At 51.1% G+C, this 23,676-nt stretch carries 18 protein-coding genes; 13 read left to right on the top strand and 5 right to left on the bottom strand.

What is annotated here, in order from left to right; genetic code table 11:
* Positions 1 to 119: 119 nt before the first annotated feature.
* From HKX44_RS08225 to HKX44_RS08200, 6 genes are all read left to right on the top strand, one after another.
* Positions 120 to 821 carry a hypothetical protein gene (locus HKX44_RS08225; RefSeq protein WP_276150860.1) on the top strand — a complete coding sequence of 234 codons (702 nt, stop codon included), beginning with the start codon at positions 120 to 122 and terminating at the stop codon, positions 819 to 821.
* Positions 811 to 3,018 (top strand): DDE-type integrase/transposase/recombinase, encoded by a 2,208-nt coding sequence (locus HKX44_RS08220; protein ID WP_276150859.1) that lies wholly within the window; start codon positions 811 to 813, stop codon positions 3,016 to 3,018. Before HKX44_RS08225 ends, HKX44_RS08220 begins: the two co-directional genes overlap by 11 nt.
* On the top strand, positions 3,002 to 3,964 hold the full coding sequence (locus HKX44_RS08215) for a TniB family NTP-binding protein (RefSeq protein ID WP_276150858.1): 963 nt from the start codon (positions 3,002 to 3,004) through the stop codon (positions 3,962 to 3,964). The genes HKX44_RS08220 and HKX44_RS08215 overlap by 17 nt, the downstream gene beginning before the upstream one ends.
* Entirely contained in the window at positions 3,961 to 5,781 is a 1,821-nt protein-coding gene (locus tag HKX44_RS08210) for a TniQ family protein (RefSeq protein WP_276153708.1), read from the top strand. The genes HKX44_RS08215 and HKX44_RS08210 overlap by 4 nt, the downstream gene beginning before the upstream one ends.
* Before the next feature lie 541 nt (positions 5,782 to 6,322).
* The gene (gene tcmP, locus HKX44_RS08205) at positions 6,323 to 7,441 is read left to right on the top strand and encodes a three-Cys-motif partner protein TcmP (RefSeq protein ID WP_276150856.1); all 1,119 of its coding nucleotides are present in this window, start codon (positions 6,323 to 6,325) and stop codon (positions 7,439 to 7,441) included.
* The gene (locus tag HKX44_RS08200) at positions 7,441 to 8,187 is read left to right on the top strand and encodes a phage Gp37/Gp68 family protein (protein ID WP_276150855.1); all 747 of its coding nucleotides are present in this window, start codon (positions 7,441 to 7,443) and stop codon (positions 8,185 to 8,187) included. The genes tcmP and HKX44_RS08200 overlap by 1 nt, the downstream gene beginning before the upstream one ends.
* 5 nt (positions 8,188 to 8,192) lie before the next feature.
* Here HKX44_RS08200 and HKX44_RS08195 read toward each other — a convergent pair whose 3' ends face one another.
* On the bottom strand, positions 8,193 to 9,545 hold the full coding sequence (locus tag HKX44_RS08195; protein WP_276150854.1) for a hypothetical protein: 1,353 nt from the start codon (positions 9,543 to 9,545) through the stop codon (positions 8,193 to 8,195).
* A 101-nt stretch (positions 9,546 to 9,646) separates the two neighbouring features.
* Positions 9,647 to 10,219, bottom strand: coding sequence for a recombinase family protein (locus HKX44_RS08190; protein WP_276150853.1), 573 nt, complete (start codon positions 10,217 to 10,219; stop codon positions 9,647 to 9,649).
* Positions 10,220 to 10,483: 264 nt separating this feature from the next.
* Between HKX44_RS08190 and HKX44_RS08185 the strand changes: the two genes are divergently transcribed.
* Positions 10,484 to 12,355, top strand: a complete 1,872-nt coding sequence (locus HKX44_RS08185; RefSeq protein ID WP_276153707.1) for a BTAD domain-containing putative transcriptional regulator — start codon at positions 10,484 to 10,486, stop codon at positions 12,353 to 12,355.
* 46 nt (positions 12,356 to 12,401) lie between these two features.
* Here the strand turns inward: HKX44_RS08185 and HKX44_RS08180 are convergent, their stop codons facing one another.
* From HKX44_RS08180 to HKX44_RS08170, 3 genes are read right to left on the bottom strand one after another with little or no spacing between them, the layout of a single operon-like run.
* Complete coding sequence (locus tag HKX44_RS08180; RefSeq protein ID WP_276150851.1) at positions 12,402 to 13,115, bottom strand: hypothetical protein; 714 nt, start codon at positions 13,113 to 13,115, stop codon at positions 12,402 to 12,404.
* The gene (locus tag HKX44_RS08175; protein WP_276150850.1) at positions 13,108 to 14,571 is read right to left on the bottom strand and encodes a peroxidase family protein; all 1,464 of its coding nucleotides are present in this window, start codon (positions 14,569 to 14,571) and stop codon (positions 13,108 to 13,110) included. Before HKX44_RS08175 ends, HKX44_RS08180 begins: the two co-directional genes overlap by 8 nt.
* A gap of 15 nt (positions 14,572 to 14,586) precedes the next feature.
* Positions 14,587 to 15,462: a YcaO-like family protein gene (locus tag HKX44_RS08170; protein WP_276150849.1), complete on the bottom strand. Its 876-nt coding sequence runs from the start codon at positions 15,460 to 15,462 to the stop codon at positions 14,587 to 14,589.
* 555 nt (positions 15,463 to 16,017) lie between these two features.
* Between HKX44_RS08170 and HKX44_RS08165 the strand changes: the two genes are divergently transcribed.
* From HKX44_RS08165 to HKX44_RS08140, 6 genes are all read left to right on the top strand, one after another.
* The gene (locus HKX44_RS08165; RefSeq protein WP_276150848.1) at positions 16,018 to 16,413 is read left to right on the top strand and encodes a hypothetical protein; all 396 of its coding nucleotides are present in this window, start codon (positions 16,018 to 16,020) and stop codon (positions 16,411 to 16,413) included.
* Positions 16,414 to 16,458: 45 nt separating this feature from the next.
* Complete coding sequence (locus HKX44_RS08160; protein WP_276150847.1) at positions 16,459 to 19,176, top strand: hypothetical protein; 2,718 nt, start codon at positions 16,459 to 16,461, stop codon at positions 19,174 to 19,176.
* Complete coding sequence (locus HKX44_RS08155) at positions 19,169 to 19,807, top strand: hypothetical protein (protein ID WP_276150846.1); 639 nt, start codon at positions 19,169 to 19,171, stop codon at positions 19,805 to 19,807. The genes HKX44_RS08160 and HKX44_RS08155 overlap by 8 nt, the downstream gene beginning before the upstream one ends.
* 143 nt (positions 19,808 to 19,950) lie before the next feature.
* Entirely contained in the window at positions 19,951 to 21,105 is a 1,155-nt protein-coding gene (locus HKX44_RS08150) for a hypothetical protein (protein ID WP_276150845.1), read from the top strand.
* Positions 21,102 to 22,157 (top strand): hypothetical protein, encoded by a 1,056-nt coding sequence (locus HKX44_RS08145; RefSeq protein WP_276153201.1) that lies wholly within the window; start codon positions 21,102 to 21,104, stop codon positions 22,155 to 22,157. The genes HKX44_RS08150 and HKX44_RS08145 overlap by 4 nt, the downstream gene beginning before the upstream one ends.
* Complete coding sequence (locus HKX44_RS08140) at positions 22,117 to 22,737, top strand: hypothetical protein (protein ID WP_276150843.1); 621 nt, start codon at positions 22,117 to 22,119, stop codon at positions 22,735 to 22,737. Before HKX44_RS08145 ends, HKX44_RS08140 begins: the two co-directional genes overlap by 41 nt.
* The last annotated feature ends 939 nt before the right edge of the window (positions 22,738 to 23,676 follow it).

Below are 23,676 nucleotides of genomic sequence, written 5' to 3'. Positions count from 1 at the left end.
TCATGACCCAAATTCCGAGACCCGTCAACTCTGCAGAGCGCTTCTGTGGACGGGTCTCGTTTGTCTCAACATCAAGGAGTGCCGTTGGCGTTGGGAAACCGGCTGCCTTGGCAAGAAACATGACTTCATTTTTTGACGACGATCTCTATCGTCCGCCTGCGCCGACAACGGCTGGGCTAATGTTCCCTGCGCGATCAAAGTTCACCGTGCGCGGTTTCACTTTAGCGATGACGCCTGCTGAAAAATACTGGCGGCAGATCATCAGCGCCAGCCAAGGAGAGCGCGAAACCTGCCTCCTGACGCTGGCGATGCCAAACCTTTGGAATCTGTTCGATCAACCGAAGCCGGTCAGCTTCGTGGACGTAGATGGCAAACAACGGACACATCGATTTGACTACCTAGCGGAGTTCAGGGGTGGTCGCCGCGTGGCTATTGCAGTTAAGCCGCTGGAACGCGCCAGAAAACTCAATTTCAAAGCCGAGCTAGAGTCTATCAAGCGCGACCTGCCGATCGGCTTTGCTGACAAAGTCTTTCTGGTAACGGAACGGGAACGGCATCGGGTGGAAGTCCGAAATGCGGAACTTCTGAATTTCTTCCGACGGTGCCCCGACGAAGACGCTGATAGCGTTGTGTCCGACCTGATCAACCGCTTGTTTAGCGAAATCTCTCTGACTGAGTTGATCAACAAGTCTGGCTTGGGCGCTCGCGCTTTCAGAGCAGCCTTTCGCGCGATTTATGCGGGGAAACTCATCGCCAACACACGTGAGCTCATTTCCACCAACTCAATCGTAGCACCTAGAGGCAATGACGATGAAACATGAATCAGTCCGCCTTGGCGTCACAACTTGTGACGCAATCATCGCAAACGGCGAACTTCACGCAATCACGAAAGTGACACCGCTGTTCGTGGAAATTAAGTATCTGCGCGGCGATCGAGAGCCAATCTCGCTCACTCACGCAGAGCTTGCCGAACTAATCGACGGGGGCCAGTTTTCGATCCAGTATGGCTACTTTGAAAGCCGCCAAGTAGCGAGACGTGCTGTTGCTGGACGCACGATAATGACACGCATTTCAACAAAGGCCCAACTGGATGCCTTCTGGAAAGAATGTTGGTCCACAACATTCCTAGAGATGGAAGTCGAAGGCCTGGCTAATCGATCTGCAGAGCGTTGGCATGAATTTTTGCCAGACCTCGAACGCCGTGTTTCCGAGAAGCTGAGGCTTGGCTTGAAGAAAGCAACGGCGGGCGCAGCTTTTGACAGCATTACTATCCGACGAACACCTTGCAGAACATCAATTATGGGGTGGGTTCGGGATTGGGAAGCCTGCAAAGATCCAATGGTCTTTGTCAAAAAGTCGACCTTCAACGGAAGCAATGCCAAGCGGGTAGGTGCAGAGCAAGAAGCCGTTATTCAATGGGCCCTCGAAAGCTATTTGCACCCAAACCAAATTGCACCGGCGCATGTCCATGAAACTGTGAATATTGAAATCCGCAAGCGCAACAAGGTTCGAGAGCTGAGTGGTGAAATCCCGTTAAGCGAAGTTTCACAAAGTACAATCGAGCGGCGGATCAAAGAACTTGATCAGTTTGAAGTTCTTGCGGCTCGAAAGGGATTGGCCGCTGCCAAGAACAAGCTTGGTGCACATGGCGGAGGATTGAAACTCGCCGTCCCGCTCAGCCGGATTGAGATGGATGAATGGGAGATTGATCTGATTGCTCTGCTAAAGAAGGGTGGGTTCGATATAAGCAAAGACAGCGTACGTGACATCGAAACTGGCCGATACTGGGTTTGTGTCGCTTTCGATACGGCCACCCGCAGCATAGTTGGCTTGAAGCTGTCGAGGAGCCCGACTGCCGAGGATGCCAAGGCGGTGTTGTGGATGGCAATGCGCGACAAAACTGATCTTGCACGTCAACTTGGCTGCGAGACGGCGTGGAAGCAGCACGGGCACATAGGTCATGTTGCGGTCGACAACGGACCTGCCTTCGTCAATGCAGAGTTCAAAGCGGCTCTTTCAGACCTCTGTATTGACTACTCGGTGTTGCCCGCCGGCATACCCAAGCTGAGGGGGCACGTGGAACGCGTATTCCTCACCTTTGTAAAACGGCTAATGCCATATTTAACGGGACGCACACACTCCAACCCGAAAGAACGGGGTGACTACCCTTCTCAAAAATACGCCGTGCACACGGCGGAGAGCATCATTGAACTATTGGTACGGTTTACTGTCGATGTATACCACAACCGCAAACATAGCGGGCTTGAGTATGCGACGCCGAACATAGTTTGGGACCGTCTGATCAAGGAATTTGGTTGGTCCCCCTCGATGAGCAACCATACATTGCGGCATATCCTCGGTGTTGCATTTTCCCGCGACACCGGACGTCACGGTGTCTTAGTCAACGGCGTGAATTACCACTCTGAGCGTCTGGCGAAGCACTTCCAGAAATTTGGAAAACAGCATGCCGATGTTCGGATTGATCCCGAAGACATGGGGCACATCTCGGTCTGGTTGGAAAACGGTGCAGACAGTGGTTGGTCCACCCTCAAGTCTCAGATTGATGGGCTTGACGGCGTGTCCTTTGCTGCTTGGGAGCAAACGATCTTTAACCTTCGACAGAACAACCGCAATGCCGCCTCCCTGACACAAGGTGTTGTCGATCGTGCAATCGAGCGCATTAAAGAAATCGATGCAGAGCAGTGTGCGCAGCGCCAATTGGGGCCAATTGGCGAGACCTACGAACAGATCAAGCGGGCCCAGAAAGAGACCTTCTGGGGGCTCTCTTTGGGTTCTGATCCTCAGTTGGACCCCAAGCCATTGGATGGTCGCGACCGAAGTAATCAGGGTCTTCTATCCAACGAAATCGAGCATGACCCGAACCCTCAGCCAGAGGATCAACCTGTCTTGCGCGAAAAACGAGACGAACCCATCCCATATTGGCCGTCCAGCGATGACGAGCAGTTCAATGATGACAACTCTGCCAACCAGGAAAACGACGATGACAACAACGAATAATGAAATCCGGAAAACCATCCAATATCTGCGCTCGACGTACCTCGTGACCCCCTCATACCAAAAGCTGGAAACACACTTCCACAACCTGCTGGAACAACGCCGTGCGGACATGGCTGACGGCATGATGAATAACGCACGCGGCATCGTTGTTGTTGGGCAATCTGGCAGTGGGAAAACCACTGCCATTCGGGAGCTTATCCGGAAGAACAAGGCGTTGCTGATGACAGATACCACGCAGGACCATTGCGAGTTCTTTGGCCTGCAGGTGCCGAGTCCAGCAACCATGAAGTTCGTCGGTGCAGCAACGCTTCGCGCACTTGGTTACCCCTATTCGGGTGACAAGCAGGGACCAGCGATTTGGGATCAGGTTAAAGTACAGCTTAAGTTGAGACAGACATGTTTTCTGCATCTGGATGAAGCACAGGACTTGGCGCGCTATCAAACCGACAAGGAACGACAGTCCGTCGTCAATACGCTGAAATCCGTTATGGAGAATTCGTACTGGCCGACAGGACTTGTTCTTTCTGGCATGCCTGATCTCAAGAAGATCGTGAACCAAGACCCTCAGTTGTCACGTCGCTTGTATCCAGTTGAGATCGGGAGGTTGCATGCGATCCGTGATGTGGCCCCAGTGTTGGGAACAATCCAGCAATACGCTGCAAAGGCAAAGATCGAAACGCTGCCATCTGTGCGCAACGAGGTGTTTGCGCAACGACTCATGCACGCGGCGGATTACGAGTTTGGCCTGATGGCTGAAATCACGGTCCAAGCTTTTGCAAAGGCGCTTCAGAGCGATGGTTTTGAAGCGAAACTTGAGGCCAAACACTTTGCGGATGTGTTTTATGAACGCAGTGCTGCGATCGACGGCCTCAACCCGTTCATTGCGGAGGACTTTGCGCGGATAAACCCGCGACAGATCTTCGAATTCGATGGAGAGGAAGCGTGACAGCGCCTCTAACACCAGCGCTCCCCCTCTTTGAGGGGGAAGCACTGTCAGGCTACGTTAGCCGACATGCTAAGCTATATGAGACGACCCCGCGTGATTTCTGTACTGATCTCGGCATGCGTTGGCCGGCCCTTTGCAGCGGTCATGATGAGCAGATTGAACGTTTAGCATGGTTGATAGGTGAGCCATCTCAAAAGCTACGGTTGTCGAGCGTCAAGCGAGTTGGGAATGGCCGATATCGAGTGGGGAAAGCGCATGCAAGCATGGGCACATTGCGGCGCACAACTGTCCGTCTGTGCCCGCAATGCGTCGCGCGTTCATTGGCTAAGGCTGGGCCTACCGGCGTCTGTCAGTTACTAGAGTGGTCACTTGTTTGTATCGATCGATGTGCAGAGCATGGCTGTCGCTTCATAACGGTTCCGAGCGCAGAGAACTCACATGCCACATATGACTTTGTCTCCCGTGTTTTGGCGCATCGTGATGAAGTGTTTCAAGCAGCCGATCGCAGCGTTGAGATACCAGAATTCGGTTTTGAAACCTATGTCAGGGAAAGGCTCCAAAATGGGGCTGCGGAAGACTGGTTGAAAGATCTAGATCTTACGCAACTTCATCGAGCCAGCGTATCGCTTGGCGCTGCTTTATGCGGCGTAAAAGTCAAACGTATGCAGGATTTGCCAGAAACGCGGATCAGGGAACTGTGCCAAGCGGGCTTTCAAAGCCTTGTCGAGGGACCTGACGCCTATCAGAACGCGTTATCCAGCCTGTACGACGGTGGAAATGCAGAGCGGCCCTATTACTCGGCCGATTTTGGCGTGCATTTTCGTTGGTTGCGTGAAGTGCGCAATGCGCCAGAGATCGAAGTGCTCGCAAGTATTGCCCGGGAGCATGTTTTTGCGCGCTATCCAACGCAGCCTGGCAAAAAGGTCTTTGACCGATTGCCCCCAGAGCAGGTCTGGCTCACGATTGATCAAGCGCGGAAACGCCTTGGGTTTGGCGCAGTTTTCCTGAAGAAACTATTGGGTCATTTGGACGGTGTGTCAGAAGAAAAAGCTCTCAAACGAACGGATGTCCATATAGACGAGATCTCAAAAGTTCGAACTTTCTGGGATGGTCTTGTCAACTTGAAAGACGCAGCTGAGCTGCTTGGGCTTATGCCGTCTCAGGTCAAAGGTTTGCAAAACCGAGGCGTGCTGGCGACCATTCGGATTACATCGACGTTGCGATATCTGTCTCTTGTTGAGGTAACGGATCTCATGAGGCAAGTTGAGCTACTACCGGAGGTGCTTCTTGGAAAGTCGGTTGCGCCGCTAAACGTGTTTTGCCGAGAAAAGGGTATACCATTGGCGGAAGTTGCTGATCTCTGGCGCAAGGGAGAATTAGAGGGCCAAATCTGCCGTGGAGACGGTGTGGGCTTGAATGCAATTGAGGTAGATTGGGACGCAATATGCCCAAGAAAGACCGTAAGGCTTTGCCAAGATATCACGTTACCTGAAGCCGCTCGGTACTTGAAAATCAATGTCGCCGCGATCAGACACCTGCGAGATCAAGGGATCCTTTCAGAAATCCGCAAACGTAATCCAGATACCAATCATCAGAAGCAATATATTTCCCAGGGCAGTATCCAAGCATTTGAGCGGTCATATGTAACCCTTGGGCAGTTGGCGGAAGTCCAGAAAGTTGCCCCAATCCATCTCGCACGCAAGCTGGATGTTGAAGGCATTGCGCCAATCCCCTGTGCGGGGGCACTTGTCCGAGTTTACAATAAGAGTGAGTTTGGCTTGCATGGTTGCAATGTAAGGCAGAGGGATGGCGTATGAAATCGGACGAAGGTGTGGGGCATCCTGATCAACATGCAATCGATGACTGGTTTCTATATGGGCCTAAGAACGTGGACATAGAAAACTTGGTCCGTGAACTAACCGTGGAACGGGGATTACGGCTTGCGCAGGTTGAAGGCGAGATCGTAGCCGCACTGCGGAAATTGATCGCTACCACGTAAGTTTCGGGTGGGCTGAAATGGACGCTTTCGCATTTTTGAAGGTGTGATGAACATGGCCGAATGGTGCGCATGTCATGACTGACGCACCAGACCGCCGGTGCCACGTATTTCACCAAGTAAGGGTGGTGCGCAAATCCGGTGCGGATCAATCCTCAAGCGCCTGCGATCAACCTCCACCTAGCGCCTTCGCGCTGATTGAGTTGCCCCTTACCTAATTCTACGGCTGGATCCCATTAAAAATGAAGGGATTGCAAAGGGGCTTTCGGTCTGGGTGGACTACAAGTCATTGAACATGTTCTTACTATGTTCTATCGTTCGATACTTCCTAAAGCGATTTCACCGTGAGAGGCGACGTATACATGAGTGCAGCTTTTTTCGAAGAACGAACCGAACCCTCGACAGTAAAAGCAACGATAGTTCAAAAATACTTTGACGCTTGGTCAAAAATCATACTTCCGATGGCCCAGCGATATCATGGCGGTAAGATCGCATACGTTGATCTATATGCAGGTCCTGGACGCTACCGAGACGGTGCCGCATCTACACCTTTATTGGTAATCGAAAAGGCCCTTGAGACCCCCAGTGTGGCCGCTGCTCTGGTCACTATGTTCAATGACCAAGACGAGAACAACACACAGACATTGGCAAACGAAATTGCCAATCTCCCAGGTGTCGAACGTCTGGCACATAAACCGACCGTCAACCAAAACACCGTTGGTGAAGACGCAGCCGACTACTTTGGAAAAACGCGAAGAGTTCCAACATTCACATTCCTCGACCCCTTTGGGTACAAGGGCCTATCCCTTCAACTGGTGAATGGCGTCATCAAAGATTGGGGATGTGATTGCGTCTTCTTTTTCAATTATAACCGAATAAATGCAGGGCTTACTAACCCACCAGTTAAGGCGCATATGGATGCACTATTCGGTGAAGAGAACGCGGATCGACTTAGGGCAAAAGTGGCAGGGGCTAAGCCTCACTTGCGTGAAGAGATGGTCCTAGAGGCTATGTCGGAAGCCCTACATGAAATGGGTGGCGAATACGTGCTACCATTCAGGTTCAGGAACGAAGGTGGCAGGTTAACGCATCATCTCGTCTTCGTATCCAAGGACTTCAAGGGCTATGATGTGATGAAAAGCATAATGGCGAAAGCTAGTACAACCGCAGATCAGGGCGTTCCTTCCTTCGCTTACACGCCAGCCGACGAGTCAATGCCGCTCTTATTTGAGTTGACTCGGCCACTTGATGAATTGGAAGGTATGTTACTTACGGAGTATGCGGGTCAGCGAGTTTCTATGGAAGACATCTATCGCCGACATAGCGTGGACCGACCATTTCTATCAAAGAACTACAAAGATGTTCTTGGAAAACTCGCAGATGAAGGAAAGATCGAGACCTTCAATTCGAAGGGCAAGGGGCGGCGAAGCGGCACCTTCGCAAATCACATAGAGGCCATTTTCCCAGAGGAGACTACCTAATGGCTAATGGATCACGGATTGAGTGGACTGAAGCAACTTGGAACCCAGTTGCGGGCTGCACTATCATCTCTCCAGGCTGCACCAACTGCTATGCCATGAGGATGGCAGCGCGTTTAGAGGCGATGGGCCAACCAAAGTACACTGGCTTGACACGACGCAGTGGCGGGCGCTCCAAGTGGAATGGCAATGTAAGCTTAGATGATCATTCTTTGCGAGTGCCGTATAGCTGGAAGTCAGGGCGGATGATATTCGTCAATTCAATGTCTGATCTTTTTCAAGACGCTGTACCACTTGATTTCATTAAGCGCGTTTTTGACGTGATGGATGATTGCAGCCAGCATACGTTTCAGGTGCTAACCAAAAGGTCTTCTCGATTGCTTGAACTGTCCGAGAAACTTGAGTGGCCTTCGAATGTATGGATGGGCGTAAGTGTTGAGAACGCAGATTACACTTATCGGATCGACAATCTGCGAAAGACTGGTGCAGCCGTAAAATTTCTTAGCTTAGAGCCTCTGATTGGCGACCTTGGGCGTCTGAATCTTGATGGGATCAATTGGGCCATCGCAGGCGGAGAGAGCGGCCCAGGTTCACGACCTATGGACCCACAGTGGGTTAGATCAATTCGCGACCAATGTATCGCAGCCGAGGTAGCTTTCCATTTCAAGCAATGGGGTGGGATCAACAAGAAGCGAACTGGCCGGACGCTCGATGGACGTACGTGGGATGAGTTTCCGACTGCGGCATAGGACTTCTAGTCGTCTTTTGTTTCATCATTGGTCGGCACAATAACGGTCGTCATCGAGGTTAATACATGCTTTGGAGTGAACCGATACCGCACTTGATTTGTCATTGGGTCAAGAATTGCGTGACTGATGTTGGGGAATAGCTCGTCAGGAACTGGATTTTTTGCCCAAGGATTGTGAAACATCGTCACTGTATCACCCCATGCCTCATCATAGTCGTCAGAATCAACATCTGTCGCGAAGGGTTGTGTAGTCCCCATCTCGTCGCTCACCCACATGCCCATGCGAAGCATCTTCACGTCATGCTCACCTAGCCCTGCAATTTTTCCCATCCGACCGAATGTCGTCACGGTTGCTCCATTAGAAAACAATACCGCACTGACGTTTTCAGCATCAGGCAGACCAAAGAAGCGGCTAGGTATGGTCTTGTCGCCATACGTATGCTCAGTTGTAATCTTGATGGCAGGTTCCAGGCCGTATTTGCTCACAATCATTCGCGGCCTTACGGTTTCGCCTTCAATGATCACGTCATCACGCACACCATACAGATAATTTACCAAACCGGCACGTGACCATGTCATCGAACCAGGAGTGTCCGAAGTCGCAAGGCCGTGGTAGTCGTGAATTGCTAGAACAAATGGGTGACCTGCGACGTGCGGTAGGTCCCAGTACTTGTTCTTTCTGTTAAGTTTGCTGAAGAGCGGGCTGCCAAATTTGATCGGCATGTAATTCTGAGACAACTCTGCAATTTGGGCCGCGGTGTCAGCGGGAACATCGAAATCTGGATTTTGGCCGACGGTAACGGCTTCTACAAAAACAGGCATTCCAAACCTGGAGAGTGAGAAGTCAGGGGCTGGCTTAGTGTGATCAAATTCAAAGCCTTCCTTGTGAAACAAGACATACAGAAATAGTTCCCAAAGTCTTTGATCGAAGCCAGTTGTTTGAAACTGTTCGATGTAATTTCCGTCTACGTCAACGAAAGAATACGCTACTTCTTGGATAAGGTTACGAGCTGCAGAACGCATCTCATTGGATGAAAGAACCTTGAAGTAGTCATGTTGCTTATCGTCAGCCACTACAGGAGCGAAGATGTCTAGGATCGGCTTAACCTCATCACCCTGAGGGTACTCTGAAATACCGTCGGCTTCGTAAGGTTTGATTGCTTCACGCAGTGCCTCTTCAGCCTCGTCCGCAGATGCATAAAACCTGTTGCCAACCTCAAGGCACCTAAAAATCTTTCGGGCATCGCGGCCAAGTATAATGTAGCCGAAATCACCATCAGTCTTATCAAAGACAACGATGGCAAGGTTGGACTTGTCAGGCGTTTCATAGTGACGGACCTCAGCGGCCATCATATTCATGTAAGGCGCTCTGACGTAGCACAACGCATCAAAACGTCTTGGTGAAATAAGCCGCACTAAAGTTCCAATCAAATACAGAAAGTGGCACCCCTATAGATTGATCACTCATTCTTGGTTTGCAAGTAACGATAAACAGAAGATCGGGCGATCCCAAGCTTATTGGCAATCGCTGTTGGGTTCAATCCATCATCGTGTAAATGACGAATAGCCATCGGATCAATCGTTGCGGGTCGCCCCTTAAACGGGCTGTCGGCACCCTTGGCCAAGGCGGCATCTATTCCTTCACGCTGGCGTTCTGCGCGAATGCTGGCTTCAAACTCCCCAAACGCTCCGAGTATGGTGAAGAATAATCGCCCTGCTGGTGACGACGTATCAATGGGCTGTTCCAGCACCTTTAGGTCAACACCCTTCTGCTCTAGCGTCTCTGTGATCTGCAAGAGGTCACGAGTGGAACGGGCCAAACGATCCAGACGAGTGCAAACAAGGGTATCGCCTTTGCGGATGCCACGGCCCAGCAGGTCTTCCAGTGCGGCACGGCCTTTACGCTTACGGCCTGATGTTTTATCCAGGTATAGATGTTCACGGCTGACACCTGCGTTGCTCAAAGCCTCGATCTGAATGTCCAGTGACTGTGATCGCGAACTAACCCGAGCGTATCCGATAAGTTCTCCCATTCATGTACCTCCTGTCCTATATGACGGTCCGATAAACACCTGTCGTCCGATAAATGATTCGTTAAGTCTAATGAGACAGATAGGATAACACTTCTAGCGTCCGTTGCGAGTATACCTAAAAAAGACAAATGGCAGCTAAAAGGATCGTGTCTTGTCGCAATCAAGTTTGAAGTGCTAGCTGACAAGATCAATGCTATTCGACTATAATTGCCCTGTAGCGCATGCTTTAGCTACGATTGGTATGTAGTTGCAACGGCGAATTCTATGGAAACTATAAATTCAAGACTGGCGTTTGTTCGTAAGCTTCGTTTGCGAAAATCTCAGGCCTTGCTGCTATATCTGATTTCAACGCCTGGTCGGTTCTACCGCAACGAAATGATTACGCAGTTGCTTTGGGATGGAGCGGGTGAAACCAAAGCGGCGAACTCCTTTCGGCAAGCCGTGCGCCAGATCAGACTGGAATCAGAGAACGTGATTGCTTTGACGCTGATCACGCGTAGCTCCACGATCGGGTTTGAGATGCCTGATGATCGACCGATTGAGGTGGCCCTGGCTACGCAGATTGGTAGCTCTGTGGGCGATAGTGATGCATTTCAGGATGTCCGAGAATATATATCGATACTTGATGCACTGTTGGGAGTCTCGACACCATTTGACAGCTGGTTGGCGTTTGCGCGCGCCCAAACTCTGAAAAAGGTGCAAGAAGTGATGGATGCCATTATCGTGGACTCTGATAACCAGGCGGCGCGATGGGCAGCCCAATGTTCGTTAGAACTGGAGCCTTCCAATGAAACTGCTGCGCGCTTTATCATGCGGGACTTGTGGCAGTCGGGGTCTGCAACTCGAGCAATTGCGACCTATAATGAGCTCTACGCCTACCTTGATCAGTTCTTCGACCAAGAACCTGACGCTGAGACAATTGATCTATTGGCGGCCATAAAACTCGACCCCGAAGGACAACGTTCAAACATGGATAGGGGGCCAGCCAAGCCGCGTATCACACTGGAGGTCGTGGAAGAGGAAGAACCGCCCAACAAGAGTCATGACGCGAGCCTACAGGCCGTTTTGACCTCCGATTTACGGATGCGGTTGGGTCGCTTTCGTGAATGGGAAATCCAACCGAATGACACTGCGACGGCCCCGTTTTTGTCTATCAAGTGTCGGCTCCACAGCATTGAAGACGCGCGGTATCTATCAGTGGATGTCCATCGCTCTAGTCCACGCACTGTAGTATGGTCTGAGATGATCGAAAGCCCGAATATCGATTGGACGCGCAAGGTCAGGATGCTTGTGGTCAACATTGCAAATGCGCTCAGTGTTGTGGTGTCACATCGTAAGCATCACGACACGAATGCCAGTGTTTATGACAAATGGCTTGAATCTCAAACTCTAATTGGCACGTGGCAACTTCAAGACGAGGAAGAGGCGATCAGGCTCTTGCATGAGGTCACCATAGCCGCACCCGATTTTGGGCCAGCCCACGCAGAACTGGCAGGTGTTCTTAACGTCCGCCATATTCTGCGGCCAGGTACACGTCACACAGAAGATGCGATGCTTTCGGCCCTTGATCATGCCCTTGAGGCCGTTGCCAGTGACCCGATGGATACGCGGGCGCATCGGGTGTTGGCGTGGTGCTATTGCCATTCGGGCAAGTTTGATATGGCCGAGTTTCATTTTGAACAATCCCTGTTGCTCAACTCTCAAAATGCCATGACGCTGGCCTCTGCAGCGTTGGGGTTTGCGTTTTCGGGCAACATGCTCCGCGCACAGGAACTGATTGTTGAGGTTGAGCAACTCCCCCGTGCTATGGAGCCGTTCCAGTTGATCTATTTGGCAGCGTCAAACTTTCTGTGCGGAAACCATGCGGTCGCAGTTGAACAATGCGCTCAAGGGCAGGGGCTGATGTCTACTGTTGGCGGTTGGCATGCGGCGGCCTTGATGCTCACAGGTCAACCAGAGGCCGCACGGGAACGATTGGACAGTTATGTTGTCGAAATTGCAGGGCAATGGTGTGGCCAAGGTGCCCCTAACGCGAAGGCCGTGATTGATTGGTTCGCGTCGTGTTTTCCATTGCGCTCGGAGGCTGTCAGGGAAGAGTTGCACGCCACGTTGCTGTCCGTTTACACCCAAAACTAGCGAGGCGACCCCGCGTCAAGGGCCGCCTCTCCTCGCCGGGGAGGGGTCACTTACACATTTCGGTAATGTAAATACCGACGGCGCGGTAGTATGAGACCAGCTGTTGTTCCAGTACAGCCTGTTTGCTGAGGATCTCTGGTCGGTCTTCATCTGGATCCACAAAGAAACGGCCCAGTAGCTCTTCACGAATATGGTCCTTAAGAGCTTGGTTTTGTGCCTGACTTAAAGGGTCGACACCCGCTTTGGGCACAAAACTATCGATGGTGCTTAAGGCGCGGTCGATATTGGCCGAAAACACCAGATCGACGTCGAGTGGATAGGTCAAAGGAGGGGGAAACCCCATGCCGTGTGGCTGCTCGCTCATAGTGGTGACGTTGACTGAGTGTGTATTGTCTGCAGGAATGACGATGATGCGGGTGTTTTCATCCGTAGCGCCATTGGGCCTTCGCTTGTCCCACTTCAGCTGGACTGTTGTGTTCTCCCAGATGGCTTCTTTTTCCGCGGTTGTAAGGTTCGTGGAGCCTTGCGGGATCACCTCAAGCGAATATTTGATTTCCCGAACGGCTCGCTCGTATTCAGGCGTCCCTTCTTTTATTGCGCCGTTCTCGGACATCTCGACGACACGTTTACCGATGTGGGCCACAGTCAGCGGAATGCCGTCATCGCCGCGGGTTTTGTTAATTTTGTTACTGGCGGTGTGCAAAAAAAACTTTGCCTCTCCGACCTCGCGGCCAACGATGATGTAATTCTTTTCAGGCATGTGCCGTTCCTTTCAAAGTGCGAACAATTTCAATCATGGAGTTTAGGTGTGCGGGCCCGTCGTCGGGTAGGTCGTTTTTGCCAAATTCGATGGCATCAATTCGATCAGAAAGCGCGCGGCGGAGCAAAACACTGCCCAAGGGGCCTAGCTGTCCCGCGCCACCGTGTAGATGGGCTTCGATCATCAACAGCACGTAAAGCGGCATTTCAGAAAATGCTTGAGGGCTCAACGGTTCAAAATGCTGCCCTTTGATAACCGCGTTGAAAGCGTCGCTCAGCGCCTGCGGGGTGAGCTGATTTCGCCAGTTTTCATGGGGCAGTAAAGCGACAACGGCCTCCATATCGTGGGATGAAAGACGCAAGGGATTCGTGTTCTGCGCAGTGGCAAAGTCCTGTCTGATTAATCCCTTCAACGCCCAAGTAAGGCTTGCGGAAACGCCCGTTTTGTCGCCTTTGCCATTAGTCGGATCAAACAACTCATCCAGATCGGCTGTCCAACCTTCGTGCTCACCTGCGGAGCGTTTTGGAAGATTGCTTGCAAGAAGCTCGTGCAAACTCTTGGGGCCTTTGCCTTTCATGCGATAGTCTGCGCGGGGCATGCAGTGGAAGGTCCGGAAGATGCCGTGTTGCAAGGTTGTCTCGTCCACGGGATCGAAGGTCTTCATATCAGTCTCTGACATGGCGGCCACATCAGGGTGTATCATCGCGTTCACAAAATCCTGTCGGATCACACGGTGCCATGTGGCCAGCACGTGTTTGCGGGCTTTGACGAATGTCTTCATCGCAAGGCCATCTTCTTCTTCAGCACGCTCCCTGAGATCGGATCGAAACGCGAGGGCGACATAGTTGTGGTACTTCATCCAAGTGATCGCCAATTGATGTACCATGAGGTTGTCACGATTGCGTACGTCATAAAGGGCGTAGATGTGCTGGTGCTCTTTTTTGCTGAGATCGACCGAGAACGCAGTGGTCGAAGACACTCTAAACAGCATTGTGATTGGGTCAAAAACGTGGTGCAGCGTGATCGGGCCCGAGCCATAGAGGGTTTCAAATGCAAGCGGATTTTCGATGATATTGTAACGACCGTTTGGGCGGGTATCCGCACCTGTTTGGACGTCTTTGTTGCCGCCGTCCCCTACTCCGTTGCTTTGCTCATCAGCACTTGGCTGACTGGTTTGAACATGAGGGATTTGATTCGCGTTGCGGCTATCGCCTGCATCATGGCCGATCAATTGTCCCAAATAGGTATAGCCAGCCGGAATGCTGGCTTTTTCGGTCATACAGGCGTTGCGCCAGTCACGGGCAGCGAAATCAAACGCTGGAAGCCTACGGGGTAAGTCATTATCCGATTTAATTGCACCGGTTTGCACCCCGTGAGGGTCGTAAACCGTGCAGCATTGCCCCATCGGCTTATTGCTGAAATCCAGCGTGACTTTTTGTGGGCCTTTGTCTGTCATCCTGTCGCTCCTTGCCTATTGCGCCATGAAAGGATGGTCGGGTCTTAAGACATCGACGATCCGCTTGTCGTCAAGTTGGCAAAGCCATACTGGACGTGATTTTGGGTGCGGTGTGAGATCAATCAGGCGATGGGCGGGCATTGCGATTGACAGATCATGGGTGGTGCCAGAAGCCAGACTGGCCTCGTTGGCGGATCTATCCGACAAGAGTGCACCATGTCTTTTGGCATATTCGTCAATAATAGCCTCAATGCGAGCGGTGTCAGGGTGGCGGTACCCACCCCGCGCTGCCATGACGGAATAGAGGTTTAGTTCCATCAACATGACTTCCGTGACGGCCAGATGTGCGGCGCTTGCAGCGTCGGTTGCGGTGCCAAATCCAAGAATGATGTCTTGGCCCATACGATTGGTTGAACAGGCAATCATACAATGGACGGGCAGGGTGCAGGCAAGATGCCACAGCTGGGTTTTGCGATAGACGGTGGCACCTGCCCGCGCGCGATCCACAAACGCGGTGACCTGAGCTGCGTCGAGCCAATCGTCTGAGAGATATTCAGCAGGGCACGCACCAGCCCACCAGTCCAATATGAATTTCCGTTGAAGCGCCTCAAGCTGCGCATGATGCCGCGCGATTTTTGCATCTGGATGGGCGGCCAAGCCGTCAGTGACGCTTACATAGTCGGTTTTTTGATCCGCGAGGGCTAAAATCTCGGCAGTTTCACTGAGGCATTTTTCAAAAGCTACCTCGCGGCTGCCTCCTGCTCCGCTGGCGGTCTGCCCGTTATGGGTGCGGCTTTGCAAAATAGCCAAGGCGGGGGCGTAGATGCTTTCGGGCCAGATTGGCGCGGTCCAGATATCATTCAAATTAATGTCTGATGTAATGACATGCATGCCGCAAAGCTCCTTTCGCCTATGCCGTAAGTGTTCGCTGTTTTGATCCATCAAACAAGGCGTGTGTGATTTCGATGTGAATTCTGCTGATAATCAAAATCACAATTAAATCACATGCGTTCGATTTCCTGACAAAGACACGGCCCAATTCGGGCTGATTTGCGATTGGAAGGACTTTGAAATGCGCAATCAAATGCACGCGCGGTGTGGGCCGCTAACCGACGAAGACGGTTCGCAGTTTATAGTGTTGCGACATTTGCCTGAGGGTCTTCAAATCCCCGGTTGTTTTTTCCCTGCGGATGATGCGGCGACTTTAACGGATAGCGGAAGTGTTCTGGGCCTGATCCCAATCGGGCGGAATGCCCACGGCCGAGGCGCGGAAGGTGATTCAGTTATTTTGCACGTCACACCAAACCCCGCACTTAACGCAAAAGGTGCGATCAACAGGTGTTTCTCGACTGAAGAACGGCCATGGGCTGCTGAAGCATAAGCTGGAAAATCAAATGATATCTGATGGCTCTAGCTTACTAACTATTCAATTTGGAGGGAATAACGATGAGTGGAATACATTTTGAGACCGTAATACCGGTCGTGGTCAGCTTGGCCGTTTTGATATGGGGATTGCGGCTGTTATCTGCGACACTGCTCGCGCCGGTTGATGGTGCGGGACGCCCGTTGATCGCCAGCGCGCTGACAGAAAAGAATGACCCGCAAAATGGCACAAGTTTTAGCCGCGTTGCAGGGGCAATCGGGTCAATTGGCCTCGCCTCTTTTGTCACGGGCCTAGGGATTTGGGTGTTCTTCGCACTCAATAATGCCGAAATTGCCAAGCCACCTATGATAGAGCAGCTGTCCGAATTGTGGCCCTATATCGGAGCCGCCGGATCGCTCTTTGCGCCTTACGCTTTCAATCAACTCAGCGCTGTATTTGGCGGAGGTCCGCGCGGCTGAGTCTGTAACAGTAGCCTTTTTCCACATTTCAATTGGAGATTTAAGATGACCAGAAACCTGGATAACCACCTTCTGATTTCGAGCCCTTCAGAGATCACCCGATCAGGCATCTGGGCCGGTCTGGATGCGGAGTATATGTCTGCTGCACCTCCCTTTAGATTTCGCCGTTCCCGCGAAATTGATACCACCGCAAATAATGATTTGACGGAGCTGCTCGACGGCGAGGCCAATGACGAATGGCAGCGCAAGAATGGCGTTCAGGCCGTGCGCGATATGCTCGAGCGATATTGGGTGCCGACCGAAGATGCAACGGTGGCAACGATTTTTGCTACGGCTGACGATTTCATTGTGAACTATCCCGATGCCAGTCTGCCAGCAGATGAGCGTGGAGATGTTCCGATCTTGAAATACAAGAGTGACGCCAGCAGCGATGAGATGGATTTACCGGCCAATGCGGTTATCGCATTTGCGCGACCCAACGGTCAGGCTGCGGGCATCTATTTTATGCTGACCACGCAAAGTAAGATCAGCTTCACCAAGGAGTTGTTTTTAGCCGGGCCTAGTGACTACGAGGATGCTTGGGCCAATAAAGTGGACGGGATTAAGCGGGTTTATGAAGTGGGCACCGGTGTTCGAGACTCGAGCCATGAATTCCTAGACCTTGGTGTTGGGGCAACATTAGAACGTTATCCATTTTTGAAAGAGCAGCGTGTGGTCAAAAACCAAATGCGCGAAAAGCTCAAGACGATGATAGACGGCGAAGCGAATTATCTAGGGTTGCAGGCGCTGTTTGGTGAAGTGCAGGGGCTCAATCAGGAAATTGCACGGCTCAAACGATCTACATCGAGTTTAGTGGGATATGCCGCGTCTCGAGGCTACCGACTGATGGAGAATGATGAACCTCTCAAACAGACCTTGAAGGGGGCGGCCCAGTCGCCGTTCCCGGCCAAGGAAGGTCAGCTGATCCAAGAAAAGCGTTTTGTTACCCGTTGGGTTGAAGAGAAAGTCACCCATCATAAGCGCAGTCGCTTCATGCGCAGATCAAAGCGTTGGACCACAGTGCAACGCTTTAACCGTAAAGCAGAAGATGTGAAGTTCAGAAACATCAACAGTAACGATTCAATGGTCACGGAGTTCATCCAGACCGAACTTGCGAATAAAAACGTAGTTGTTTTGCAGAATGTTGCGTCAGGTTTCCAAGCCGACGATGGTCGCACACTGGAGAGCATTTTACTACGATGCGAACTGGACCCAGGTTTTCAGGAGGCGTGTGTCTTGCTGATGCCGGTCTATAAGCAGAACCTGTTTGGCGAGGACGTTATCGCTGGATATCATGTGATCCGCCGTCCGACCCGTGGGCGCAGCATTGTCGGGCTACCTGAGTTTTTCTTTGAAGAGCAGATAGCCTATAAGCTTCGTTGGTTGGGCATGGAGTTGGGCGAATTGCTGTCGAGCATCAATCTGTTGCCTGGCGAAGTGCGCGACATTTCGATCAAAACGACACGTTCAGCGCTTCGCGAAGACGAGCTAAAGACAAACCTGAGCTTTGAGACCGATAGCTCCACTTCCTTCGATACTGTCTCGTCGGTGGAAAACGAATTTCAGCGTGAGAACACTTCCGAGAAATCCAAGAGCTGGAGTGTCAAAGCGTCCGGATCTTATGGAGGGTTCTCGGCTGGTGGATCATCGTCGGGAATGTCCAAACAGACAGCTCGACAGTTTGCAAAAAGCCTTAACAAACTGACCACGCAAGCGATCAGTAAAATGCGCAAGACGTCGCGCAGCGAGGTTGTTGCAAGGGAGCTGAGTCGCGAAGAAATGGAATCTGTCTCAAGTTCGTCCGGTCAAATTTCAAACCCAAACATCGGCCGTACGTTGAACGTCAACTATTTCGCGGTGAACAATATCTTTGTCTCGTCGACCTATCTTGATGACATCGGGTTTACCTATATCTCGCCGTTTGAATTGATCGACGGGACCGACATCCGCGAAGTGCGTACCTTCTCCAAGGAAGAGTTGCCAGAATTCCTCAACAGTGTGCAAGAGGACATGACACGGATGCTTATGCTGGGGCTACATTTTGAACCGACTGTGGGCGGTGCCGGGGCCGCACGTAACCAGGTTCAGCAGATGGCGGAGGAAAAAGCAGCTGAGTTCGTCAAGACACTGGAGGGAGATTTTCTCACTGCGTTTCAAGACTACTCATCCAAGAAAGCAGGAACAGGCGCAGAAGCTGAGAAGGCAGCGGTCTCTGCGTTTAGTGTGAAGTATGACGGCAAGCCAGTGCGCGCGATTGATGCGGCCAAAGACAAAAACCTCCAGAAGATGATTGATCAGCTGGTAGCAACCGGTGAGCCAATCGAGCCTGACATCGTAATAAGCCCGTCAGCCGCAGTATATTCAGATGCAACAATCGGAGCAACGGAAGGCTTAGAAAGCTATGCGGTTGATATGCGCAAGCTGGAAGTGGAAAAGCAGCTGGCCGAAATAGTCACCCAGATGACCACGTCCAAAGTGGACAGCAAGGCGACTGTTCAGGTTCACCACAATGTCTCCCATAAAAAGACGGGGGCGGATTTGTTGACGATCCAGATCGGAGGTTCGATTATGCCGGGTAAATGGCTTTACCGGGTAGGCGCGGAGATCATTGGGCCCGTTAAAGTGATCACTGGCACTGACCAATATTCGCTCACCCTAAGGGATGATGCGCCAAGCAGCGCTAAGCTTGATCAATTGCCAGGGAGCTTGATTCGCGATGTTTGATCTTGACGCTTTAACAACCGATCTGGGGGCGCTTCTCGACTACCCCACTGCTCGTAAAGGCAATGGGGCACAGCCCGTGCTATACACTGTACGCAGTGACGAGACTGGGTTTTTGGTCGGTGTAAAACTGAGCAAAAATGCTGGGAGCGATACTACATTGACGATATTTTCGGGGGCGGGTCCGCGAGATGGCAGTGGAAAGCGCTTACGACCTAATCAAACCTACGGTGAAATTCCCAAGGGGACATGGTTCATCGTTCGTTACGGTAAGCAAAAGACACCTGCGGAAACCTTCAAGGTTTTGAAGCAACAACAGATATTGGGGGCGCTTGGTTTTGATATTTACCGAGCTGCTACGCAGAATCCTCTGTGGCTCTCGTTATTTCGCGACGATGGCGACCGCATTGATGATTTGACCAGAGAAGGGCCGGTTGTGCGTAAGGGGGTCCGATTGCATTTTGGTAGAGTCAGTGATGGCTGCTTCACCTTCAGCAAACTGAGTGGTTATCTTAAAGTTCTGGCACTCTTACGTAAAACACTTCCAAAATTCTACGATATGGATGGCAATCCGGTTCCGAAAGGGACGCCAAATGCGCTGGAAGTTTATGGAAAGCTGGTAGTGTCTGGTTGAACGATGCGCGCAAGTGCGCGCACTTTCAATTTTAGATGTTTTTCGCGAGTTTTTCCATCAAGTTTGTCGAAGCGGGCAGTTGATTTTTCCCAACTTGAATATGCTACTCCCGTCATGCAACCTATAAGAGTTGAGAGCCAATTATGTTCAAATTTTTTTCTTTGAAATTATTTCTGTTAGTCTGTCTGGCACAGCCAGCAATTGCTCTTCCCAAGAGGATTACACTCGATCATCAGCGACAGGCGTTCGTTCCTCATTCCGCGATTGGAGGCCGCTTTGGAGGGGTGATTTTGATTAATGATCTCACGAGTGCTTACGTTGACGGGGTCCAAGTCTCCCTAGACGAGCTGCAAATAATTTCTCACGACGAGACTGACGGTTTATGCATAATCGCCGGTCAATTTTCCAGCAGAGGTGATTGCTACTTCGTGCAGGTGTCGGAAGATCATTTAGCACGTATGATTTCGTTCATCGACAATGAAGGTTTCGGTGTTTACACCTATTTCGGTGATCAAAACACATTAAACGCAACTTATCGCTCAGCGGGCATGTCAAGAGCCAATCTCGTACCCGAAGGAGGCCTCATTGCCATTGAGTTCGCTGGTGATGAATATCTTGAAGAGATCGCTTATGGATTAGATTTTAGAGGTGTTTCGCCAGTCAATCTGGAGGCAATTCGAGAAAACGAAGTTTTAGCTGAGCTGAATGGTCCTCGCCTACCAGGTGGTAGCGCACTAAGCTATGTAGTGGCAGACTTCTCCACCCAGTTCCAAGCCTCTTTGTTTGAGGGGCAGGTGACTGTGTCTGGTGGGCTATTTCACTATGATCGGTCGATGGATTCAAGCGGTGATTTTGTTTACTACACAAGAGCACGTCTTTACCCAGAACGGGTTCCGCTTTTACAGGCCGTTCATGAAGATGCAGAAGCGCGCCTGCATGACTACAGACGCATTCTAGCTTCAACCGAATCTGTGACCATAGATCAGATATCTGACGAAGCGCTCGCAGATTTTGTTTCCCAAACTGTTAAGGAGACGATCGCAAGAGAACGTTTAATTCCCCTAGCTGATGTTGCAATTCAAGACACTTCAGATATCCAGTCAGTGCTTTTTGGCGTCGCGACAGAGAACGAAATTGAGCGCGTCTTTGATCAAGTCCCCAGCTTGCGAATACAATATTTGGACTTAATAACTTATGCATCACAACAAGAGTTTGCTGGTACGTTAGCGTTGCTTCGAACTGTCAAGTCTCAAAACCCGGAGAATTGGGAAAATTTTGCTGAGGGGTTCTTCGATTGAGAATGAATGACTCGCCATCGCCTCTACGTTTTGTGCATTCGTTTCCGCGTGTTTCGACCTCGATCGCCTCGGCTGATCCAGGCAAGGCGGGGATTGAGCAGCTTAGGTCTATTTTTTCGAATGGGATCATCCTCACCCCCGAAAATCTAGACTTTCCCGTGGATCATGAAAACTCGATGTATGATTGCCCACCGGAAACTTCTGTTGTTCAAAGAAGAGCCAGCTTTGGGTTGCTAGCCGTGAAGGATGCAATGCTTGATGAAAAACGCTCCAACTTGTTTGGAAAATTTGCCATCGGTCTCGACACACAAGCAGCGCGAAGACTCGGTATGCTCCCGACAATTTACTACTATGCAGCGGAGTGTGGGACCGATCAAACCCTCGCTGGTAATAAAGGTGTCAGCCACGAGCTACTGTTTAGACTAGCAGAAATAAGACGATTGCTCATTGCTATAGCTTGGCTAGAAGCTGGAGCAGCTGAGAGTGACGACGAGTACTTCAGCAAAGAGAAGCTTACGTACTATGACTACGTCTTAAACGATGAGCCAAACGTTTGGCCTGCGATCCAGAATGTAAAACGCCGACATGCCGCGCGCCTACATGCGTTACTGGATACAGACCGACCACCGGCAACAGCACTGATTGGATGTCTCGATCTCGTTCTTTCGCTCTTTCAAACCGCAGACTCGTCTTATGAGCGACGACATTTGGACTATTACTCGCAAAGGGAGTGGCGAATTGTTGCGGCCGATACGGCAGGCTTGCTTTGTATACCTTTCTCGGCTGCCCATGAAAAAATCAATAGCGCACGAATGATTTTTGAGTTTTGCAGGCGCTTTACTGGTTCAACAATCGAGCTTGATGACGCCTTCCTGCTTGTCTCTTCTGATGGAGTGCCATTTTCCAGTTTCATTAGTGATGTGATTGTCCCCTTGGAAAAGGAAAATGACGCGCAACAAGTCCTAGGACGAGAATTCATTCGTAGCTTTGAGGGTGGAGGGTGTGTTCAATATGAACGGCTGGGAGGCCAAGGCGATGGATTTAGACAATAATCAGATGATTGCGTTGATTGGCGATGTTGCATTGCCCGCCAGTATATTTTTGCTTGGCATCATCGTCTCGATTTCATTGGAGCGGTTGAAGGGTGAAGTCGCTCGAAGAAACTTCGTTATCGAAAAGCAGTATGAAGTTTTCGCCGTAGCCAATGCTCAGCTCAACAAAATCTACCAATATTGTACTTACGTCGGCGGTTGGTCGGTCCAATCACCGACGGAGATAATCGCGCTGAAAAGAGAGTTAGACGAAGTCATATTTGGTTCTCTACCGCTGATGAATGATGGCCTCGTTGAGGCCTACAATGAATTTATGGCTGCCTGCTTCGACACGAAGCGTGGTCGCAGCTTCGGGGTCGCCATAAAGGCTAACCGCGCAAGGTTTGAAGAGAACGAGAACTGGGTTGAAGAATGGGTAGACTGTTTCGTTGAACCCAATAGCCTTGAGATTGGGGCAGGTTCATATCGCCGAGATGTCGTTCTTCCCAGCTACGTGAAGCTTTTGGCTGAGTTTTCCGAATTGCTAGTCGGCCGCAGCGGAGTTCAGACGGAAAACTTGAAAGTACTTTTGGAAAATTGAGCTCGGCTTCGTCGTTTTGCTTTCAGAGATAATGGACCCATCTAGGTCAAAAATGCTTGACGTTTGGGTCAGAATTGAATGACGTGTAGTCGCGCTTTTATAAGGTCATAGAGATTGATTGAGTCAAAGGTATGTGACGTTCCACACACATTTGTGAGACGACACATAGTTCTGCCTTTTGCGACAGACCTTTGCCTTTCCCATCCATTTCAGTGCTTTGACTCATCCCTTGTTCCTTCCAATTGGGGCAGGATTTCTGAACAACCGCTTTAGCGGCTTGCTCTGAAACCTTGCCACGTGGCGAACGCGGATGGGGGCGAGGCAATGCTATTCGATAGGGGTGGAGGGGCCCGCAGCCGGAGGCGAGGACACGGCCCTATCTAATGGGGTTGCCGGAGGGGGAAGGCTGCGCCTTCACCCTGATGTGACGCAGTGGCGTATCGCGCTTGCGCGAACCCCCAGGAACCAGAAAACCTTAGGTGTGGCAGGGCCGGGGGCCCTGTCTCTATTCAAAGCTGACCTTGGTTCAAGACGCAGCGAAAGGCACGCCTTCCTAGACCAGCTGTTCGTGCAACACGCGGTGAAAGTGTCGGGAGAGCCCAAAAGTACCGGATGCTGCGTTGAGCATGGACGTCCGGTGTTTAAAAGTTGGTGAGAGAAATCTGTCAAGTCTTATAGGAGCGTCACCAAGCGTTTGTGGCCAAGGATGTTACATGGTTCCGGGCGTCGCGCCTTAAGTGCCAAAAAAGCCCTTGCGGTGTATTTTACAGACTTGGTGAATGACGGGCTTTGGTCTGAAGGAATAGATACTCTGGACCTGTCGCGCTTTTGTGCCGCCCCAAGTGCTCGTTTAGGCCACTTTCCGTTCGAAGGCGACGGGGCTTTTCCAACCCAGTGCTGAATGCCGTCGGCGCGGATTGTAGAAGCCGTTGATATATT

Origin of the sequence: Sulfitobacter sp. M05, assembly GCF_029285175.1 — a bacterium.
Lineage (GTDB): Bacteria > Pseudomonadota > Alphaproteobacteria > Rhodobacterales > Rhodobacteraceae > Sulfitobacter.
The sequence above is the reverse complement of the archived record's forward strand: the minus strand, read 5'-3'. Positions and strand labels throughout refer to the sequence as shown.

Excerpts from the sequence above, each read along its gene's own strand:
- HKX44_RS08225 (WP_276150860.1), top strand. The coding sequence starts at position 120 with ATGACTTCATTTTTTGACGACGATCTCTATCGTCCGCCTGCGCCGACA.
- HKX44_RS08220 (WP_276150859.1), top strand. The coding sequence starts at position 811 with ATGAAACATGAATCAGTCCGCCTTGGCGTCACAACTTGTGACGCAATC.
- HKX44_RS08215 (WP_276150858.1), top strand. The coding sequence starts at position 3,002 with ATGACAACAACGAATAATGAAATCCGGAAAACCATCCAATATCTGCGC.
- tcmP (WP_276150856.1), top strand. The coding sequence starts at position 6,323 with ATGAGTGCAGCTTTTTTCGAAGAACGAACCGAACCCTCGACAGTAAAA.
- HKX44_RS08200 (WP_276150855.1), top strand. The coding sequence starts at position 7,441 with ATGGCTAATGGATCACGGATTGAGTGGACTGAAGCAACTTGGAACCCA.
- HKX44_RS08195 (WP_276150854.1), bottom strand. The coding sequence starts at position 9,545 with ATGAATATGATGGCCGCTGAGGTCCGTCACTATGAAACGCCTGACAAG.
- HKX44_RS08190 (WP_276150853.1), bottom strand. The coding sequence starts at position 10,219 with ATGGGAGAACTTATCGGATACGCTCGGGTTAGTTCGCGATCACAGTCA.
- HKX44_RS08185 (WP_276153707.1), top strand. The coding sequence starts at position 10,484 with ATGGAAACTATAAATTCAAGACTGGCGTTTGTTCGTAAGCTTCGTTTG.
- HKX44_RS08180 (WP_276150851.1), bottom strand. The coding sequence starts at position 13,115 with ATGCCTGAAAAGAATTACATCATCGTTGGCCGCGAGGTCGGAGAGGCA.
- HKX44_RS08175 (WP_276150850.1), bottom strand. The coding sequence starts at position 14,571 with ATGACAGACAAAGGCCCACAAAAAGTCACGCTGGATTTCAGCAATAAG.
- HKX44_RS08170 (WP_276150849.1), bottom strand. The coding sequence starts at position 15,462 with ATGCATGTCATTACATCAGACATTAATTTGAATGATATCTGGACCGCG.
- HKX44_RS08165 (WP_276150848.1), top strand. The coding sequence starts at position 16,018 with ATGAGTGGAATACATTTTGAGACCGTAATACCGGTCGTGGTCAGCTTG.
- HKX44_RS08160 (WP_276150847.1), top strand. The coding sequence starts at position 16,459 with ATGACCAGAAACCTGGATAACCACCTTCTGATTTCGAGCCCTTCAGAG.
- HKX44_RS08155 (WP_276150846.1), top strand. The coding sequence starts at position 19,169 with ATGTTTGATCTTGACGCTTTAACAACCGATCTGGGGGCGCTTCTCGAC.
- HKX44_RS08150 (WP_276150845.1), top strand. The coding sequence starts at position 19,951 with ATGTTCAAATTTTTTTCTTTGAAATTATTTCTGTTAGTCTGTCTGGCA.
- HKX44_RS08140 (WP_276150843.1), top strand. The coding sequence starts at position 22,117 with ATGAACGGCTGGGAGGCCAAGGCGATGGATTTAGACAATAATCAGATG.